Below are 18,298 nucleotides of genomic sequence, written 5' to 3'. Positions count from 1 at the left end.
CGGCTGTCCGCCGGTGCGTCAGACGCGGGCGAACAGCAGGTCGTGGACGACGTGCCCCTTGTCCAGGCCCTGGCCCTCGAAGCGGGTGAGCGGCCGGAAAGCGGGACGCGGGGCGTATCCGCCGTCGGCCGCGGTGTTCTCGAAGCGGGGGTGCGCGGTGAGCACCTCCAGCATCTGCTCGGCGTACGGCTCCCAGTCCGTGGCGCAGTGGACGATCGCGCCGGGCTTGAGGACCGGGGCGACCAGGTCGAGGAAGTCGGGCTGGATGAGGCGCCGCTTGTGGTGCCGGGCCTTGGGCCACGGGTCGGGGAAGAAGACCCGCAGGCCGTCGAGGGACTCGGGGGCCAGCATCTCGCGCAGCAGGATGACCGCGTCGCCGTTGGCCACCCGGACGTTCGTCGAGCCCGCCTTGTCCGCGAGGCCCAGCAGGTTGCCCTGGCCGGGGGTGTGGACGTCGACCGCGAGGATGCCGGTGCCCGGGTCGTCGGCCGCCATCTGGGCGGTGGCCTCGCCCATGCCGAAACCGATCTCCAGGACCACGGGCAGCCCGTCGAACAGCTCGGCCAGATCGAGGACGCGACGGCCGTCGATGTCCAGGCCCCACTTCGGCCACAGCCGCTCCAGGGACTCCTGCTGGCCGGTGGTGACCCGGCTGCGGCGCGGCTGGAAGCTGCGGATCCGGCGCTCGTGGTGCGAACCGGCCGGGTCGGCGGCGGGACCGCCGGGGAAGCGCGGCTCCATACGCAGCCGGCGCGCACGCTCGAAGGAGGCGGCCCGCAGCGCGGCGGCTTCGTCGGCGGTCGTGGTCTCCTCGGCGGTGGCGTCGGCGAGCGCGTCGGCCGCCGTGGAGCCGGTCCGCGCGGGGCCGGTCGGCGTCTCGTCGGTCGGCGGCGCGTCGGGGGATCCGGCGGGGGTGGGGTTCAGAGGCTGCTCAGACACAATGACCGGATTCTACGGCGGGCGGCTTCCACCCCGTCCCCCGAGCCCGGCGCAGCGCGAGCCGCGCCACCTCCCGTCCGATGGGCAGGCACGCCGTCGCGGCGGGCGACGGGGCGTTGAGCACATGCACGGTGTGCGGGGCCTCGCGGATCAGGAAGTCGTCGACCAGCGTGCCGTCCTTCAGCACCGCCTGGGCCCGCACCCCGGCGGGCGACGGGCGCAGGTCGTCCTCGGTGACGGCGGGCAGCAGCCGCCCGACGGCCCGGGTGAACGCGGACCGGGACAGCGAGCGGTGCACCTCGCCCGCCCCGTACCGCCAGTGGCGGCGGGCGATTCTCCAGGTGCCCGGCCAGCTCAGCGTGGACAGCAGTTCGGCGGGGCGGACCTGGGGCCAGGTGTATCCCTCGCGGGCCAGGGCGGGGACCGCGTTCGGCCCGACGTGGACGGAGCCGTCGAAGCCCCGGGTGAGGTGGACGCCGAGGAAGGGGAACGCCGGGTCCGGCACCGGGTAGACCAGGCCGCGCACCAGCTCGGGGCGGGCCAACGCGTAGTACTCACCCCGGAACGGCACGATCCGCACCCCCGGTTCGTCCCCGGCGAGGCGGGCCACCCGGTCGCAGTGGAGGCCCGCGCAGTTGACGAGCACCCGGGCCCGGACGACCAGGCCGTCCGTCGTGCGCACCGCGACGCCCCAGGGGCGCCGGTCTATCGCGGTGACCTCCGCCCCGTACCGCACGATGCCGCCCGCCGCCGTGACCTCGGTCGCGAAGCGGCTGGCCACGGCGGTGAAGTCACAGACGCCCGTCGTGCCGACCCGGATCGCCGCGAGGCCCCGGACCTCCGGTTCGTGCTCCGCGATCTGGGCCGGGCCCAGCTCCCGCACGGGCAGCCCGTGCTCGCGGCCGCGCTGCACCAGGGCGTGCAGCCGGGGCAGCTCGGAGCGCTCGGTGGCGACGATCAGCTTGCCGGTGGTGGCATGGGCGATGGAGTGCTCCGCGCAGAAGTCCGCGAGCTCCGCCGAGCCGCGCAGCGCGTACCGCGCCTTGAGGGAGCCGGGGCGGTAGTAGATGCCGCTGTGGATCACGCCGCTGTTGCGGCCGGTCTGGTGGCGGGCGGGGCCGCGCTCCTTCTCCAGGACCGTGACCCGGGTGCCCGGAGCCGCCCGGGTCAGCGCGTGCGCGGTCGACAGACCGACGATCCCGCCGCCGATCACCAGCACATCGCAGTCGTACGCCGCGTGCGTCATCATCACGCCACCTCCCACCCCGATAGTGCACTGACCCACTGACAACCGGCTCAAACCCGAGATGGGCAGGGCGTGGCGCACATCCGGCCCCCCAGGGCCTGTCGTGTCCGGCTCAGTGTCCGGCTCAGGCCTGGGTGACCAGCAGCGGGCGGGCCCGCTCGCGCAGCTCCGCGACGCGGGGCTCGTCCCCGTACGGCTCCAGGCGGTGCAGCAGGTCGCGCACGTACTCCGTGGTGCGGGCCGAGGAGATGCGGCCCGCGACCTCCACCGCCCGGGTGCCCGCCGCGCAGGCCGCGTCCAGATTGCCCGACTCCAGCTCGGCGACGGCGGAGACGACGAGCCGCAGTCCGTGGCTGCGGACGAACTCCTCGGTCGGCCGGGACAGCGCCTGCTCGGTGAAGCGCCGCACCTGGCGGGGGGCCTTCAGGTCCCGGTAGCACTCGGCGGCGTCGGCGGCGAACCGGTCGTAGCCGTAGAAGCCGAGCCAGGGCGGGTCGGAATCGCCCGCCCGGGACCGCTCCAGCCAGCTCTCGGCGCCCTTGAGCGCGGCCCCCGCGGCCGGTGCGTCGCCGGCCTTCGCATGGGCGCGGGCCTCCACCAGCCGGAAGAAGCTCATGGTGCGGGCGGTGGCGAGACCCCGGTTGCGCTCGACGGCGGCCTGGGCGAGGTCGACGCCCTCGTCGGCGAAGCCGCGGTAGGTCGCCTGGAGGGACATCGAGGCGAGGACATAGCCGCCGAGCGGCACGTCGGCGGCGGCCCGGGCCAGGCGCAGGGCCTGGATGTAGTAGCGCTGGGCGGCTTCCTGCTGACCGGTGTCGAAGGCCATCCAGCCGGCCAGCCGGGTCAGCTCGGCGGAGGCGCCGAACAGGGCCCGCCCGACCTCGTCGGTGTACGAGCCGAGGAGCAGGGGTGCGGCGTCGACGCGTAAGCACTCCGGAACCATGGAGGAACGCCAGTCGCCGCCGCCGTACTTGGAGTCCCAGCGCCGGGCGTCCTGGGCCGCCTCGCGCAGCTTCGACACATCGCTGTGGCCGACGCGGAGCGGTGAGGCGTCCGCCGCGGAATCGGGTCCCGGCTGTACGGGGACGGAGCCGGGGGTGTGGAGGATGTGTGCGCCCCGGGCGTCCGGTGCGGTCCCCGGCCCCTGGCCGCCGGCCGCGCCGGGGCCTTCGGGCCCGCCGCCGCGTGGACCGAGGATCGCCGCCTGCGCCGCCGTCGGGTCCCGGGCCACCGACGGGTCGGCGGGGGTTATCAGCCAGCGGGAGGCGGGCGTCGCGTAGGCGCTCACCGAGAAGGATCCCGCCAGGGACTGCCAGATCCCGCCGCCGCCCCGCCGCCCGGCCAGATCCAGCCGGTACAGCTCGGTCGCCGACCGGACCGCCTCGCCCACGTCCCGGGGGAAGGCGAGACCGACCTCCGGGGCCGGGTCCGCGTCGGCGAGGCCGATCTCGTGCAGCGGCACCGGGCGCCCGAGCTTGGCCCCGATCGCCGCCGCGATGAGATGCGGCGCCGCGCCCTGCGGCACCATCCCCTTGGCGACCCACCGGGCCACCGAGGTCTTGTCGTAGCGAAGTGTCAGACCGCGCTGTGCTCCGAGGTCGTTGACCCGCCGGGCGAGCCCGGCGTTGCTGATTCCCGCGAGGGCGAGAACCGTGCCGAGCTTCTCGTTCGGCCCGCGTTGCTCCCTGGACATGCGCCACCCCTCGACACACAGACGGCCGCCGCGTCACCGAGGACGGCGCGCGGCATTCGTACCGATGCCTCCCCAGGTTCGAACCCTCGTACTCCGCCTGCACACGCATGTGGCCGAGCCCCGAGGAATATGCCCCCTGTCGAGAACACCAGTAAACACAGCGTAGTTCTCCCTATCCCTACCGTTAAGGGGCAGACGTCCGGATGGCGGGATTGTTGTCCGTGCGGGCGGTCCGGGTGTTCGGGGCGGGCGGTCCGGGCCGGGGTGCGGCGTGCTCCCGGTGTGTGGCCGTGCGCCCGGCCGTGCGCTCTGGCCCGTCCCGTCGCGTGGCGCTTGGCTGAGTCCTGCGTGGGTCGGCCCGCTGCACTGGACTCAGTGGGCTGGGGGAAACCGCCGCTCCATTCCCCGCGGGCGGCGGACCGGTCCGGGAGGTGAGGCCCACCTCCCGGACTGTGCGTGGAGGGGTCGCCCGGGGGGCGCGGCGCGGTATGCGCGCTGGGCGGCACTTCGAGAGAATGGCCGAATAGCGACGGTCCGTTCAGGGTCTGGCCAACGGTCCGACTTTGGCCGGATATCGCCGCTGTTTCCGGGCGGCGCCGGCCCCTCCCCTCACCGGGGGAGCGGGCCGGGGCGGCGCGGTGACCGCACGGCCCGGCCTCCACAACTCCCGGAACGGGAAGTTCCGTTGCTGTCGCCGCGGTGAAGACCGCGTCGGGCCTTTGCCAGGGGCGCATGCTCTTCCGGCGTGCGCTGCCCGTACACCCTCTCCTGCGGCGTTGTCGTGGCAGCATGTCCCGCAGCGGCGTTTGCGTTCATCTCGTACGCCGTTTGTCCACAGCCTGTGGAGGCGGCGATGCGTTGGTTGGTGGGATGGAGCAGTATCGCCGCGAGCTTCGGCACCGTCGGCGCCGTCGGAAACGGCGGTGAGGGGCGCACGGTCCACCCGGTGGGCTCCCAACTCCTGTGGGGCGACCCGGATCCGCTGTGGGCGGTCGGCGACTGGCGGCCCGACGAGATCCGCGTCATCGGCGTCGCCACCCCCGAAGGGGCCCCCACCGCCCGCCTCGCGGTCCTCGGCTGCTGCGGCGCCACCGACGAACAACTCCGCGTCGGTCTGCTCTCCGCACGCGGCGGCGCGATGCGCCATCTCACCGCCTGGCCCGGCAGTTACACCGCCGTCGTCCAGATCGGCCGCCGCATCACCGTCGCGGGCGACCTCGCCGGAGCCCGGCCCGTCTTCCACACCCCCTGGGCGGGCGGCACCGCCTACGCCACCGCCGCCCTGCCGCTGGCCGACCTCATCGAGGCCCAGCTCGACATCGGGCACCTCGCCGCCCTGCTCGCCTGCCCGGAGACCCCCGAGGCCCTCGGTGACGGAACGCCGTACGAGGGCGTGCGGCGGGTCCCGCCGGGCCACGCGCTGATCCTGCGCGAGGGCTCGCGGGAGATCACCGGGTACGAAGCCGTCGCCTCGCTCGCCGTCGCCGCACCCCAGGCCGACCCGGTGCACGCGGTGGAGGGCGTACGGGACGCGCTCGTCGAAGCCGTACGCGCCCGGCTCACGGCCCCGCGCCACGCGCCGGAGAGCATGCCGCAGGACCCGGGGCCCGTCCCCGGCATGGGCCCCGCCGACCGGCGCGCCGCCCGGGGCGGACCCGTGGCGGGCATCGGCGCCGACCTCTCCGGAGGCAGTGCGTCCGCCACCCTCGCCCTGCTCGCCTCCGGGCTGCCCGGACTGCCCGGCACCCTCCTCGGCCACGGCACCGGCGCGGGGGAGCGGCTGCTCGCCGTCACCTTCAACGACCTCACCACCCGCGGCAACGAGGGCGAGATGGAGCGGGCCCGCGTCATCGCCGCCAACCCGCGCCTGCACCACGTCGTCGTCGCGGCGGGCGAGGAGGCCCTGCCGTACGCCTCGTTGGAGACCGGCCCGCTCACCGACGAACCGGCCCCCTCCCTCGTCCTCGCCGAACGCCACCGCCGCCGGCTCTCCGCGGGCAGCGCCGACCACCTCGTCGGGTCCGGGGCCCGGCAGGTCCTGGACGCCCACCCGGCCCGCCTCGCCGACCTCCTGATGGACCGGCGCAGACGCCACCTCCTGCGCCCCGTCGCCGCCCTCACCAAGGCCGAAGGCCCCACGGCGCACTCCCTGTTCGTCCCGCTCACGGTCTACCGCGCCGCCCGCCGCCTGGCCCGCACGTCCTACCGCACCGGGCTGGAGTCCGCCGCCGGGCTCCTCCCCGACGCCAACCGCCACGCCCCCGACCTCGCCACCCCCGCCGACGCCTCGCTCGCCGCCCTCGCCTGGTCGCGTCCGGGACCGGCGGCGCGCTGGCTGACGGGGGAGGCACTGGCCGAAGTATCGGTTCGCCTTCAGGGGGCGGCGATCCGGCCCACCTCCGTACAGCGCCCGGGCGAGGCCCGGGCCCGCGCCGCCCTCGCCCGGGGAGCCGCCGACCACCGGATCCTGGAACAGGCCGCCGAGATCCGCAGCCAGCGCCTGCACGCCCCGTTCCTCGACAATCAGGTCGTCCGGGCCGCCCGTGCCCTGCCCGAGTCGCTGCGCGTCCAGCCCGGCGCACGGGCCGCGATCCTGCGCCGGGTGCTCGGCGGTGCGGGCATCCACGACCTGCCGCCCGGCTGGGGCACGCCCTCCCAGGCCACCTCCACCGCCGTCACCCGGACCGGCCTGCGCACCGCGCTGCCCGAGCTGATGGCCCTCTTCGACGCCCCGCTGCTCGCCGACGCGGGTCTGGTGGAGGCCCGGGTGGTCCGCAAGGCCCTGCGCGCCGCGTCCGAGGGCGAACCGCTGCCCCTGGACGGCCTGGCGGACCTGGCCTCCACCGAACTGTGGCTGCGCCGCCTGGTGACCCGCCGCGGCACCTGCTGGACGGGCACGGCCGCCCCGCGCCAGCGCGCGGTCGCGGGCGGAGTGATCCCCGCCCGGCGCACCCTCCAGCCCTGACCGGAACCCGCCGTCGAGGACGTGTGGCGCGCGTACGGGTCAGGTGCAGCTGATCCGGGAATCCGCCCAGTCGGCCAGGGCCACCCCGCCCATCGGCCCCTCCGGTTCCACCACGAGGCGGATCGAGGACTGGCCCGCGATGCCCACGCTCACCGGGACAGCGGGCTCGCCGCCCTCCATCACCGGGGAGCGCCACAGCCGGGCCCCGTCCCCGTTGAACACGGAGAAGCGCACCGCGCCGAGCCCGAGCGTCAGGTCGTCCACCCCGACCATGGCCTCGTAGCGCGTGCACGGCCGGTTCAGCTGGATGGTCACCGAGGAGCGGGCGTGCACGGTCACCCCGTGCGCGTAACGGGTGGAGGCGACCGACACGTTCGACCGCTGCCAGACCCAACTGCTCTGCCCCATCACGACTTCCGGCTCGCTCTGGTCGCCGAACACCGAATACGCCAACTCGCTGACCTGGTACACCTCCGGCGCGGGCGGCGGCGGTGTGGGCTTCGGCGGCTTGGGCGTCGGCTTCGGGGACGGCGGCGGGCTCGGTGCCGGGGGCGCGGGCTTCGGCGGCGGCTCGGGCGAGGGCGTGGGGCTCGGAGTGGGCTTCGGTGCCGGCTCGGACGGGTCCGGGCCCGGGGGCGCGGGCGGTGCGGGCGCGGCGGGCGGCTTCGGCGTCGGCTTCGGGGCGGGCGCCGGGGGCTCCGGTGTGGGCACGGCGGGCGCCACGGCCGGGGGCTTCGCGACCGGCTTGGGCTCCGGCTTCGGCTGGTCGTCACCGACGAGCGCCCACACCAGACCTGCCGCGGCGGCCACCGCCACGGCGGCGGCGATTCCCGCCTTGGCGGGCGCGCCGAGCCCCTCGGAGGCAGCGGCGCCACCGGCGGCCCCGCCGGTCGAGCCGGACCCGGTGGCCGCGGCGGCGGCTCCCGCCCCGGCGGGCCCGGCCGCACCGCCGGCCACGATGCCCGCGGCCTTGAGCGCATACCCGGCGGCGAACCAGCCGATGACCGCGACGGGCAACAGCGCCGGGATCCCCGCGTTCACATGGTCCAGCTCGCCCGCGGCCACCCGGCACTGGGCGCACTCGTCGAGATGCTTGCGCAGCCCCCGTTCGGCCCGGGTCCGCAGCCCGCCCCGGGCGTGGGCGCCGAGCCGGTCGGCGTACTGCGCGCAGTCCCCGCCCGTGGTGAGCGCCTGGCTGACGTGGGCCTGGAGATACGCCTGCTTGAGCCCCTCGCGGGCGCGACTGGCCAGCACGGCGGTGGCGTTGGCGGTGAGGCCGAACAGCGGGGCGATCTCGCTCGGCGACTCCTCCTCCACCGTGGTGTGCCACAGGACCGCCTGCCAGCGTTCCGGAAGGCTCCGGAACGCCTGCATCGCCATGGTCTGCTCGGCCTCGTGCATCGCCAGGACGTCGGCGCCGAGTTCGAGGGTGTCGTCGTCGGAGAGTTCGGAGGACCGGGTCGCCTGCGTGGCGAACACCGCGAAGTCGTCGACCAGATGCTCCCGCTTGGCGCTCTTGGTCCAGGCGGCGGCGACATGGCGGACGGCGGTCATCAGATAGGCCCTGACCGCTTCCGTCGGCCCCTTGCCGCCCCGTACGGCCTGGAGCGTGCGGGCGAACACCTCGGCCGTCAGGTCGTCGGCGGTGTGTGCGTCCCGGCAGCAGCTGCGGGCGTAGCGGAGCACGGCGCCCGAATGCCGCCGGAACAGCTCCTCGTAGGCCTGGTCGTCGCCCGCCCGCATGTCCTCGATCAGCCGGGCGTCGGAGAGACCGGCCTCGGGGGCCCCGCTGCGACCGGCGCGCTGCTGCGGAACCGCGTGCGGGCCGACGCCCGTACCCGCCTCGCCGGACGCGTCCTCGGCGACGGCGGGCCACGGACCGGGCAGGACGGTGCCACCCTCGGCCTCGCCGCCCGACGGGCCGCGCCCGGACTGGACCGGCACCTGCCCGGCGGACGGCCCATCCGCCTTCGTATCCCTGTCGGCCGCAGCGATCTCGCCGAGCGGCTCTTCCTGCTGCTCGTTACCGCTCATCGCGGAAGCCCCCGTATACACCCTCGGACCCGAATACCGGCCAAGACTGCCACATGGCTCAATCGTGTTGGCCCCTCAGTCCCGCCAACCACTCATCCGGGGCGTTTTCCCGAATGTGAGTACTAGAGCGTCCTCTTTCGGGGAATCACTCCCCGTTGATTCGACCGCGCGAAACGGACGAACGCGGAACGGACGAACGCGGAACGGCACGAGCAGTGGACCGCACGAGTCGCACGAACCGCCGCTCACACCGACCACCGGCCGGACGAGCCCCCCGGCCCGGAACGGGACGAGCGGGCCGACCGGCCGGCCCCGGCCGTCACGCCGGCCGCGACCGCAGGCCCTCCAGCAGGATGTCCAGCAGCCGGGCCGAAGCCGCGGCCTGCTGGGCGGCGTCCGGCAGCGAAGGAGCCGCCGTGGCGATGACCAGCAGCACATCGGCCACCGTCACATCCCGGCGCAGCTCGCCGGACTCCCGCGCCCGGTCCACCAGCCGCCCCACGACCTCCAGCAGCTCGACCGCGCCGGTCTCCTCGCCGAGGCCGTCCAGCCCGTCGCCGCCTCCGCCCGAGCGCCGGTCGGCGGCGCGGAAGTCGTCCTGGCCCACGCCCTGGCGCTGCTGCGGAACCCGGGTCTCGTCCACCGATTCCGGCCGCGAAGCCGCCGGCACACCCGGCTGCTCCTCACCGTCGACCCCGACCCGCAGCACCTGCGGCGGCAGCAGCCTGCCCGCGCCCGACGCCACCGACGTACGCAGGAAGCGGGACAGCGCCGCCCAGGGCTTCTCCTCCTGCCCCAGCGCCGTACGCGCCTGCTCGGTCAGCCGGGCGGTCTCCTCCTCGGCTATCCGGCGCACCAGCACGTCCTTGCTCGGGAACCGCCGGTAGACGGTGCCCACGCCGACGCGTGCGCGACGGGCCACATCCTCCATCGGGGCGCCGTAACCCAGCTCCCCGAACACCTCGCGGGCCGCCCGCAGCACATGCTCCAGATTGCGCTGCGCGTCGACCCGCAGCGGGGCCGAGCGCGGCGCGCCCGCAGCCCCCGTTCCCGTCGTCGTCGCTCCGCTCGGGCCCGGTCCAGCAGCGGCCGAACCCAGCGCCGCCGCACTCACCGCGGCCGCGGAACGAACAGCATCGGCCGAGCTCATGACGCCCAGCGCACCCACGGAGCCGAGGCGTCCTTTGTCCTCGGAAGCGCGCGAGAGCGCAGCCTGGCCATGAGTATCCTGAATATGCATAACTTCCCCCGGTTATGACGTCTCCCCCCGGAGACTTCCCGCCGTTTCAGTTGGGGAGCGGAGCCATACGAAATCCGCACCCGACACCCCGACGGGTAACGAACATAGTTGAGCCCGCGTCAATTCAGAAGGGGGTTGTTCCGCATGGGACGCCCCCCGATCGGACCACGATCCGATCCGCGCCGGAACATCGCCCCTCCGCTCACCCCGTGCGTAGCGCCTGACCTGCACGGCTGTCGCTTTCCAGCGCCGACGGGCCCCGAGTGCCGCCGCCGGACCTCCGGTCACACAATTTGCCGGGCCTGTGGACAAACCACTGACTCCGTTGCGTCATGGGGTGGTGATGGCTCCAGATTCCCGGGGGACGACCCCCGGCACCCGGCCAGGTGTGCGCATTCTCGTCGTCGGCGGCGGCTACGTCGGGATGTACACAGCGCTGCGTCTCCAGCGGAAGTTGAAGCAGAGACTGAGGAGCGGCGACGCCGAGATCGTGGTCGTCACGCCCGAGCCCTACATGACGTACCAGCCCTTCCTCCCCGAAGCGGCCGCCGGCTCGATCTCGCCCCGCCATGTCGTCGTGCCGCTGCGCCGGGTCCTCAAGGACTGCACGATCGTCATCGGTGAGGCCCAGCGCGTCGACCACGCCAAACGGACCGCGACCGTCACCACCCTCGCCACCGGCGAGGACGGCACCGGGGCCCTGGAGATCGGGTACGACGAGATCGTCATCGCCCCCGGGTCCGTGTCGCGCACCCTGCCGATCCCCGGTCTCGCCGACTTCGGCATCGGTTTCAAGACCGTCGAGGAAGCCATCGGGCTGCGCAACCACGTCATCGAACAGATGGACATCGCCTCCGCCACCCGCGATCCCGCGATCCGCGACGCCGCTCTGACCTTCGTCTTCGTCGGCGGCGGCTACGCGGGCGTCGAGGCGCTGGCCGAACTGGAGGACATGGCCCGCTACACGGCGCGGTACTACCACAACATCAAACCGACCGACCTGAAATGGATCCTCGTCGAGGCCTCCGGGCGCATCCTCCCCGAGGTCGGCGAGGCCATGGGCACCTACGCCATCGGCGAGCTGCGAAGCCGGAACATCGACGTACGCCTGGAGACCCGCCTCGACACCTGTGAGGACCGCGTCGCCGCCCTCAGCGACGGCTCCCGCTTCCCCACCCGCACCCTCGTCTGGACCGCGGGCGTCAAACCGGCGCCCCTGCTCGCCGCCACCGACCTGCCCCTCACCGAACGCGGCCGGCTCCGCTGCACCGCCACCCTCGGCGTCGAGGACATGCCGCACGCCTGGGCCGCGGGCGACGCCGCGGCCGTACCCGACCTGACCGCCTCGGAACCCGGCCGCGAGACCGCCCCCAACGCCCAGCACGCCGTGCGCCAGGCGAAGGTCCTCGCCGACAACGTCCTCGCCTCCGTCGACGGCAAGCCGCTCACGGAGTACCGCCACGCGTACGCCGGTTCGGTCGCCTCCCTCGGCCTGCACAAGGGCGTCGCCCACGTCTACGGCCGCAAGCTCAAGGGCTACCCCGCCTGGCTGCTGCACCGCATCTACCACCTCAGCCGGGTACCGACGTTCAACCGGAAGGCACGCGTCCTTGCCGAATGGACCCTGTCCGGACTCTTCAAACGCGAGATCGTCTCCCTCGGCTCGCTGGAGCACCCCCGCGCCGAATTCGAACTCGCGGCGGGCGGCGGCGGTTCCGGCACCCCGGGACTGCCCGGCCCCAGCCGCCCGAAGGGTCCCGGAGAACCGCCGAGGGACGCCGGAGAACCGCCGAAGGGCGGCCGGACCGACGGCTGACCGGCCGACCGGACCGACAGCTGACGGTGGGGCCGGAAAGCCGGCTGACGGCCGTTCACCGAGCGGCCCGGCGGCAACTGTCAGTACGGTCGGTCACACTGGACGTGTGACCATAGGTGGGCCCACACCTGCACAGAGTGACCCGGTCGGCAGTGACCATCAGTGACCAGCAGCGACGCACCGACAGCGCGACGAGGCCCGGCTGCGCCTTCCCGGGGGTACGGCCCCCGGAGCCCCGAACACGGCCGAGGAAACGGCAGAAGAAGCAGCCCGCCCGAGCGGACCAGACCGACACACGAGGCCAGAAATACCGTGAACTTCACGCGTTGGAGCGCCCGCCTTCCCGGAACGCAGCGCCGAGCCGCCGCGCGGGACGACCGCAGTTCCGTGCCGGCCGCCCGCGCCGAGTACGCCCGGACCGAGGGCACGCCCGCCCAGCCGGACGACGCCGCCCAGGCGCCTTCCGGCGCCGAGACGGCGGAGGGCCTCCCCGGGCCCGCCCTCGACGACCTCTCCGCCCGCGAGATCCTCGGCCGGCTTCCCGCCCCGGTCGCCCTGCTGCACGGCCCGGACCACCGCGTCGCGTACGTCAACGACGCCTACGAGGCCGCGTTCGGCCCCCGCCCGTCCGGCGCCCCCGCCGCCGAGGCCATGCCCGAGCTCGACCGGCTCAGCGTCCTCCCGCTGCTCGACCAGGTCCTGCGCAGCGGCACCCCCCGCACGGTCAAGTCCCGCAGAACCGCCGAGGGCGGCTCGTACACGGTGACCTGCACCCCGATCGCCGGAGAGGACGGCGTTCTCGTCTACGCCGCCGACGTCACCGACCACGCCGAAGCCGCCGAACGCCTGCGCACCAGCGAGCGCCGCCACCGCGAAACGGCCGTCACCCTCCAGCGCTCCCTGCTCCCGCAGGAGCTGGAACAGCCCGACGACCTCCGCATCGCCGCCACCTACCAGCCCGGTGGCACCGACGCCGCGGTCGGCGGCGACTGGTACGACGTCATCACCCTCGGCGCGGGCCGCACCGCCCTCGTCATCGGCGACGTGATGGGCCGCGGGGTCCGGGCCGCCGCCGTGATGGGCCAGCTCCGCACCGCCGTCCGCGCCTACGCCCGCCTCGACCTCCCACCGCACGAGGTGATCCAGCTGCTGGACGTCCTCGCCGCCGAGATCGACGCCAGCCAGATCGCGACCTGCGTCTACGCCGTCCACGATCCGAACGAGGGACAGCTCGTCTACGCCTCCGCCGGACACCTCCCGATCCTCGTCCGCGACGAGGACGGCACCGTGCACCGCGCCGCCGACCCCACAGGACCCCCGCTCGGCACCGGCGGCTGGGTCCACACCTCGGGCACCATCGCGCTGCCGCCCGGCTCCACCGCCGTCCTCTATACGGACGGCCTGGTCGAACGGCGCAGCGAGGACATCGACGAGGGCGTCGCCTCCCTGGCCCGGGCCCTCTCCGGCGCCAAGGGATCACCCCAGGTGGTCTGCGACCGGCTGATCCGCTCCCTCGGCGTGACCGCCGAGCACGACGACGACGTGGCGGTCCTGGTCGTCCAGCACCCCGCCCGTACGGGCGCCGACGCGGAGCTGTTCCACAACGCCGCGCTCGATCTCCTCGGCGGCATCGAGGCCGCCCCGCGCGCCCGCGCCTTCGCCACCGGAGTCCTGAGCTCCTGGCGCTTCCCCGTCGAGCTCCGCGACCTCGGCGTCCTCGCCACCAGCGAGCTCGTCGCGAACTCCCTCCAGCACGGCACCCCGCCGATGCGCCTGGGACTGCGGCGTACGGACCGACGGCTGATCATCGAGGTCACCGACGGCGACGACCACCTGCCGCGCCGCCGCCAGGCCGAACCGGCCGACGAGGCGGGACGCGGCATCTCGATCATCGCCTCGATCGCCACCTCGTGGGGCAGCCGGCGCACACCCGGCGGCGGCAAGGCGGTCTGGTGCGAGTTCGCCCTGCCGCAGTGAAGCAGGGCGGCAGGGCGAATGTTCTCCGTCAGGCCCGGTCAGTGACCGGCGGAAGCCGGGGCGGGAGCGGCTGAGGTGTTCTTGACGGACACCGCGCCTTCCGCAGCCTCGGGCAGTGACACCGCCACGACCCGCGAGGGGACGGCCGCCAGGGACGGCTGATCCTGTACGGGGGTGAGCCGGCGCCCCAGCCGCAGCGCGAGCACCGTGATGCCCAGCGAGAACAGCACGAACGTCATGATGTACGGGCCGTGCAGCGACGCCCCCATCGGACCGCCGACGGCCGGACCGACCGCCAGCGCGAGCTGCTTGCACAGCGCGAACGCGGAGTTGTACTGCCCGACCATCGACTCCGGCGCCAGATCGGCGACCAGCGGCGCGACGGTCGGCGACAGCATCGCCTCCCCCAGCCCGAACAGCGCGTACGTGGAGATGAACGCGGCCGTCGCCATGGTCTGGCTGCCGTGGCCCAGCCCCGCGTACCCGGCGACGACCCAGGCGAACGCCCAGATCAGGCCGACCGCAGCGATGACCCGGCTGCGCCGCCGCCGCTCCACGAGCCGCAGCACGACGAACTGGGCGACGACGATGACGGCGGTGTTGGCGGCCAGCGCGAAGCCGAGGGTGGAGGGCTGGATCCCGGCGGCCTCCGTGCCGTACGCGGCGAGCCCGGACTCGAACTGCCCGTAGCAGGCGAAGAACAGCACGAAGCCCAGCACGCACAGCTGCACCATGGCCCGGTGCGAGAGCAGCGCCCGCATCCCGCCGCCCTTGGCAGCGGCGTCGCCCGAGGGCCTGGCCCCGCCGAGGGAAGCCGTACGGGGCATCCGCACGGTGGTGACGACGACACCGAGCACCACGAACATCGCGGCCTCGATCAGGAAGAGCATGGTGAAGCTCGCCGGACGGTCCACGTCCACGAGCTGCCCGCCGACGAGCCCGCCGAGGCCCAGCCCCAGGTTCTGCAGGAAGAACTGCATGGCGAAGGCGCGCGTACGGGTCGCGGTGCTGGAACACCACACGAGCATCGTGGCGAGAGCCGGCTGCATGACGGCGGTGCCCGCACCCAGGACCGCGGCGGCCAGCACGGCGGCCGGAACATTGCTCGCGAAGCCCAGGGCAGCGGCGCCCACGGAGGCCAGGGCGGAGGCCACCACCAGCACGGGCAACGGGCCCCGCCGGTCGATGGCCCGCCCGGTGAACGGCAGAACGGCCAGCGCTGCCATCGCGAAGACCGCCAGGACGACCCCCGCCGTCCCGGCGCCCAGATCCCGCACCTGCGCCACGTAGACGTACAGATACGGAACGGTGAACCCGAGCCCGAACGCGCTCAGCGCGCTGCCCAGCTGGATCCGCCGCAGCGCTGCGCCCATCTCCCTGGTCACACTCACCTACCTCAAGATCTTGAAGGAATCAGACTCGAAGACTTTAGCACTAAACTTAGAAGGTGAAAACTTCAGACTGAAGGACTTCAAGGGTGGTGAGGGCGTGCCATACTGCCCGCCATGTCCGAGAGCACCGAGGAGCCCGGCCCCAGCGAGCCGAGCCTCGACGAACAGATCGCCGCCTACCAGCGCGAGTTCCGCGACCTCGACCCCCAGGTCGAGCAGGTCGTCTCCGCACTGGGCCGCCTGAACCGCCGGATGAACGTCGCGTACGGGAGGCAGGTCGCGGCGCTCGGCATCAGCAACGCCGAGTGGGAGGTCCTCAAGACCCTGGTCCTGTCGGGCGCCCCCTACCGGCTGGGCCCCGGCGAACTGGCGAAGCGCCTCGGACTCACCCCGGCCGCCATGACCCACCGCATCGACCGGATGGCCGGCGAGGGCCTGGTCACCCGCGACCGCGACGAGAACAACCGGGTCCGCGTCATCGTCGAGCTGACGGATGAGGGCCGTACGAAGTGGCTCGAGGCGATGCGCATGGCGAGCGACTTCGAGGAGGACCTCCTCCAGGACCTGTCCGGCGACGAGCGAGGCGTCCTCGGCGAGCTGCTCGTCCGCCTCCTGCGCCGCGTGGAGCACGCCCAGCCGGACGCCGGCGGCCGGCTCACCGACCTGGACTGAGGGCCGCGCGAGAGGCCGCGGTCGGGACTGCTGGGGAGGGTTGACACACCCCTGGTGGATCCGTAAAGTTCTCCGAGTTGTCACGGAGCCAAGGGTTCCGGGGCAGCCATCCGCCGCGAACGCGGCAACCAAACTTCAGCACGATCTCCCACTCGGGATGATTTCGGCATGCCGGAATTCATGACGAGGGCCCGATTATGAGCCGCCGGGAGAATCCGCTAGGGTTTGAGCGTCGGAACGGCCCAACAGCCGGGAGGACAAGCCCCGCTGACTGGGAATCAGGCCCGAAAGGATCTGATAGAGTCGGACTCGCCGGAAAGGAAAAACGCGAAAGCGAAGAACCTGGAAAGCGAAACTGCACGGCCCGCTTCGACCGGGAATCGGACACGAAAGAGTCTGATAGAGTCGGAAACGCAAGACAGCAAGACAAAGAAGTAAAGACGAAGGGAAGCGCCCGGAGGGCCCCGGTGATACGGGACCGAAGGAAGCGTCCGTTCCTTGAGAACTCAACAGCGTGCCAAAAGTCAACGCCAGATATGTTGATACCCCGTCTCCAGCATCACGCTGGGACGCGGTTCCTTTTGAAATACACAGCGAGGACGCTGTGAACAACGGGTCTTATTCCGACCGGTTGTTCCGCTCTCGTGTGTGTGCACCCGATTACGGGTAAACATTCACGGAGAGTTTGATCCTGGCTCAGGACGAACGCTGGCGGCGTGCTTAACACATGCAAGTCGAACGATGAAGCCCTTCGGGGTGGATTAGTGGCGAACGGGTGAGTAACACGTGGGCAATCTGCCCTTCACTCTGGGACAAGCCCTGGAAACGGGGTCTAATACCGGATAACACTCTGTCCCGCATGGGACGGGGTTGAAAGCTCCGGCGGTGAAGGATGAGCCCGCGGCCTATCAGCTTGTTGGTGGGGTAATGGCCTACCAAGGCGACGACGGGTAGCCGGCCTGAGAGGGCGACCGGCCACACTGGGACTGAGACACGGCCCAGACTCCTACGGGAGGCAGCAGTGGGGAATATTGCACAATGGGCGAAAGCCTGATGCAGCGACGCCGCGTGAGGGATGACGGCCTTCGGGTTGTAAACCTCTTTCAGCAGGGAAGAAGCGAAAGTGACGGTACCTGCAGAAGAAGCGCCGGCTAACTACGTGCCAGCAGCCGCGGTAATACGTAGGGCGCAAGCGTTGTCCGGAATTATTGGGCGTAAAGAGCTCGTAGGCGGCTTGTCACGTCGGATGTGAAAGCCCGGGGCTTAACCCCGGGTCTGCATTCGATACGGGCTAGCTAGAGTGTGGTAGGGGAGATCGGAATTCCTGGTGTAGCGGTGAAATGCGCAGATATCAGGAGGAACACCGGTGGCGAAGGCGGATCTCTGGGCCATTACTGACGCTGAGGAGCGAAAGCGTGGGGAGCGAACAGGATTAGATACCCTGGTAGTCCACGCCGTAAACGTTGGGAACTAGGTGTTGGCGACATTCCACGTCGTCGGTGCCGCAGCTAACGCATTAAGTTCCCCGCCTGGGGAGTACGGCCGCAAGGCTAAAACTCAAAGGAATTGACGGGGGCCCGCACAAGCAGCGGAGCATGTGGCTTAATTCGACGCAACGCGAAGAACCTTACCAAGGCTTGACATATACCGGAAAGCATCAGAGATGGTGCCCCCCTTGTGGTCGGTATACAGGTGGTGCATGGCTGTCGTCAGCTCGTGTCGTGAGATGTTGGGTTAAGTCCCGCAACGAGCGCAACCCTTGTTCTGTGTTGCCAGCATGCCCTTCGGGGTGATGGGGACTCACAGGAGACTGCCGGGGTCAACTCGGAGGAAGGTGGGGACGACGTCAAGTCATCATGCCCCTTATGTCTTGGGCTGCACACGTGCTACAATGGCCGGTACAATGAGCTGCGATGCCGCGAGGCGGAGCGAATCTCAAAAAGCCGGTCTCAGTTCGGATTGGGGTCTGCAACTCGACCCCATGAAGTCGGAGTTGCTAGTAATCGCAGATCAGCATTGCTGCGGTGAATACGTTCCCGGGCCTTGTACACACCGCCCGTCACGTCACGAAAGTCGGTAACACCCGAAGCCGGTGGCCCAACCCCTTGTGGGAGGGAGCTGTCGAAGGTGGGACTGGCGATTGGGACGAAGTCGTAACAAGGTAGCCGTACCGGAAGGTGCGGCTGGATCACCTCCTTTCTAAGGAGCACTTCTTACCAGGCTTCGGTTTGGTCAGAGGCCAGTACATCGGCGAATGTCCGGTGCTGGTTGCTCATGGGTGGAACGTTGACTATTCGGCACGATGATCTGGTCACTACTAGTACT

At 72.0% G+C, this 18,298-nt stretch carries 10 protein-coding genes and 1 rRNA gene; 5 read left to right on the top strand and 6 right to left on the bottom strand.

Annotated features, from left to right (window positions below):
* Positions 1 to 18: 18 nt before the first annotated feature.
* The 3 genes from trmB to WQO_RS16130 form a co-directional block, all read right to left on the bottom strand.
* Positions 19 to 939, bottom strand: coding sequence for a tRNA (guanosine(46)-N7)-methyltransferase TrmB (gene trmB, locus WQO_RS16140; protein WP_010056508.1), 921 nt, complete (start codon positions 937 to 939; stop codon positions 19 to 21).
* Positions 932 to 2,188, bottom strand: coding sequence for an L-2-hydroxyglutarate oxidase (lhgO, locus tag WQO_RS16135; protein ID WP_010056509.1), 1,257 nt, complete (start codon positions 2,186 to 2,188; stop codon positions 932 to 934). The genes trmB and lhgO overlap by 8 nt, the downstream gene beginning before the upstream one ends.
* Before the next feature lie 121 nt (positions 2,189 to 2,309).
* Positions 2,310 to 3,878, bottom strand: coding sequence for a hypothetical protein (locus WQO_RS16130; RefSeq protein ID WP_010056510.1), 1,569 nt, complete (start codon positions 3,876 to 3,878; stop codon positions 2,310 to 2,312).
* Between the two features lie 853 nt (positions 3,879 to 4,731).
* Between WQO_RS16130 and WQO_RS16125 the strand changes: the two genes are divergently transcribed.
* A complete protein-coding gene (locus tag WQO_RS16125) occupies positions 4,732 to 6,843 on the top strand; it encodes an asparagine synthase-related protein (protein ID WP_107115826.1) in 2,112 nt (703 codons plus the stop codon).
* A gap of 39 nt (positions 6,844 to 6,882) precedes the next feature.
* Here the strand turns inward: WQO_RS16125 and WQO_RS16120 are convergent, their stop codons facing one another.
* Together WQO_RS16120 and WQO_RS16115 are read right to left on the bottom strand one after the other, a co-directional pair.
* On the bottom strand, positions 6,883 to 8,877 hold the full coding sequence (locus tag WQO_RS16120) for a sigma-70 family RNA polymerase sigma factor (protein WP_058954005.1): 1,995 nt from the start codon (positions 8,875 to 8,877) through the stop codon (positions 6,883 to 6,885).
* Positions 8,878 to 9,196: 319 nt separating this feature from the next.
* Entirely contained in the window at positions 9,197 to 10,117 is a 921-nt protein-coding gene (locus WQO_RS16115) for a TetR/AcrR family transcriptional regulator (protein ID WP_029181907.1), read from the bottom strand.
* A 343-nt stretch (positions 10,118 to 10,460) separates the two neighbouring features.
* Between WQO_RS16115 and WQO_RS16110 the strand changes: the two genes are divergently transcribed.
* Together WQO_RS16110 and WQO_RS16105 are read left to right on the top strand one after the other, a co-directional pair.
* Entirely contained in the window at positions 10,461 to 11,933 is a 1,473-nt protein-coding gene (locus WQO_RS16110) for an NAD(P)/FAD-dependent oxidoreductase (RefSeq protein WP_107115825.1), read from the top strand.
* A 312-nt stretch (positions 11,934 to 12,245) separates the two neighbouring features.
* Complete coding sequence (locus WQO_RS16105; protein WP_029181908.1) at positions 12,246 to 13,910, top strand: ATP-binding SpoIIE family protein phosphatase; 1,665 nt, start codon at positions 12,246 to 12,248, stop codon at positions 13,908 to 13,910.
* 38 nt (positions 13,911 to 13,948) lie between these two features.
* Here WQO_RS16105 and WQO_RS16100 read toward each other — a convergent pair whose 3' ends face one another.
* Complete coding sequence (locus WQO_RS16100; RefSeq protein WP_010056519.1) at positions 13,949 to 15,283, bottom strand: MFS transporter; 1,335 nt, start codon at positions 15,281 to 15,283, stop codon at positions 13,949 to 13,951.
* A 132-nt stretch (positions 15,284 to 15,415) separates the two neighbouring features.
* Here WQO_RS16100 and WQO_RS16095 point away from each other — a divergent pair, with 132 nt between their 5' ends.
* Positions 15,416 to 15,973: a MarR family winged helix-turn-helix transcriptional regulator gene (locus WQO_RS16095; protein ID WP_006125761.1), complete on the top strand. Its 558-nt coding sequence runs from the start codon at positions 15,416 to 15,418 to the stop codon at positions 15,971 to 15,973.
* A 673-nt stretch (positions 15,974 to 16,646) separates the two neighbouring features.
* Positions 16,647 to 18,172: ribosomal RNA gene (locus WQO_RS16090) — 16S ribosomal RNA — on the top strand.
* The last annotated feature ends 126 nt before the right edge of the window (positions 18,173 to 18,298 follow it).

The organism is Streptomyces globisporus C-1027 (genome assembly GCF_000261345.2).
GTDB classification, from domain to species: Bacteria; Actinomycetota; Actinomycetes; order Streptomycetales; family Streptomycetaceae; genus Streptomyces; species Streptomyces pakalii.
The sequence above is the reverse complement of the archived record's forward strand: the minus strand, read 5'-3'. Positions and strand labels throughout refer to the sequence as shown.

Bases quoted from the DNA above. Each gene is read 5' to 3' on its own strand.
- WQO_RS16110 (WP_107115825.1), top strand. From the start codon at position 10,461: ATGGCTCCAGATTCCCGGGGGACGACCCCCGGCACCCGGCCAGGTGTG.
- WQO_RS16115 (WP_029181907.1), bottom strand. From the start codon at position 10,117: ATGCATATTCAGGATACTCATGGCCAGGCTGCGCTCTCGCGCGCTTCC.
- lhgO (WP_010056509.1), bottom strand. From the start codon at position 2,188: ATGATGACGCACGCGGCGTACGACTGCGATGTGCTGGTGATCGGCGGC.
- WQO_RS16130 (WP_010056510.1), bottom strand. From the start codon at position 3,878: ATGTCCAGGGAGCAACGCGGGCCGAACGAGAAGCTCGGCACGGTTCTC.
- WQO_RS16125 (WP_107115826.1), top strand. From the start codon at position 4,732: ATGCGTTGGTTGGTGGGATGGAGCAGTATCGCCGCGAGCTTCGGCACC.
- WQO_RS16095 (WP_006125761.1), top strand. From the start codon at position 15,416: ATGTCCGAGAGCACCGAGGAGCCCGGCCCCAGCGAGCCGAGCCTCGAC.
- WQO_RS16100 (WP_010056519.1), bottom strand. From the start codon at position 15,283: ATGGGCGCAGCGCTGCGGCGGATCCAGCTGGGCAGCGCGCTGAGCGCG.
- WQO_RS16120 (WP_058954005.1), bottom strand. From the start codon at position 8,877: ATGAGCGGTAACGAGCAGCAGGAAGAGCCGCTCGGCGAGATCGCTGCG.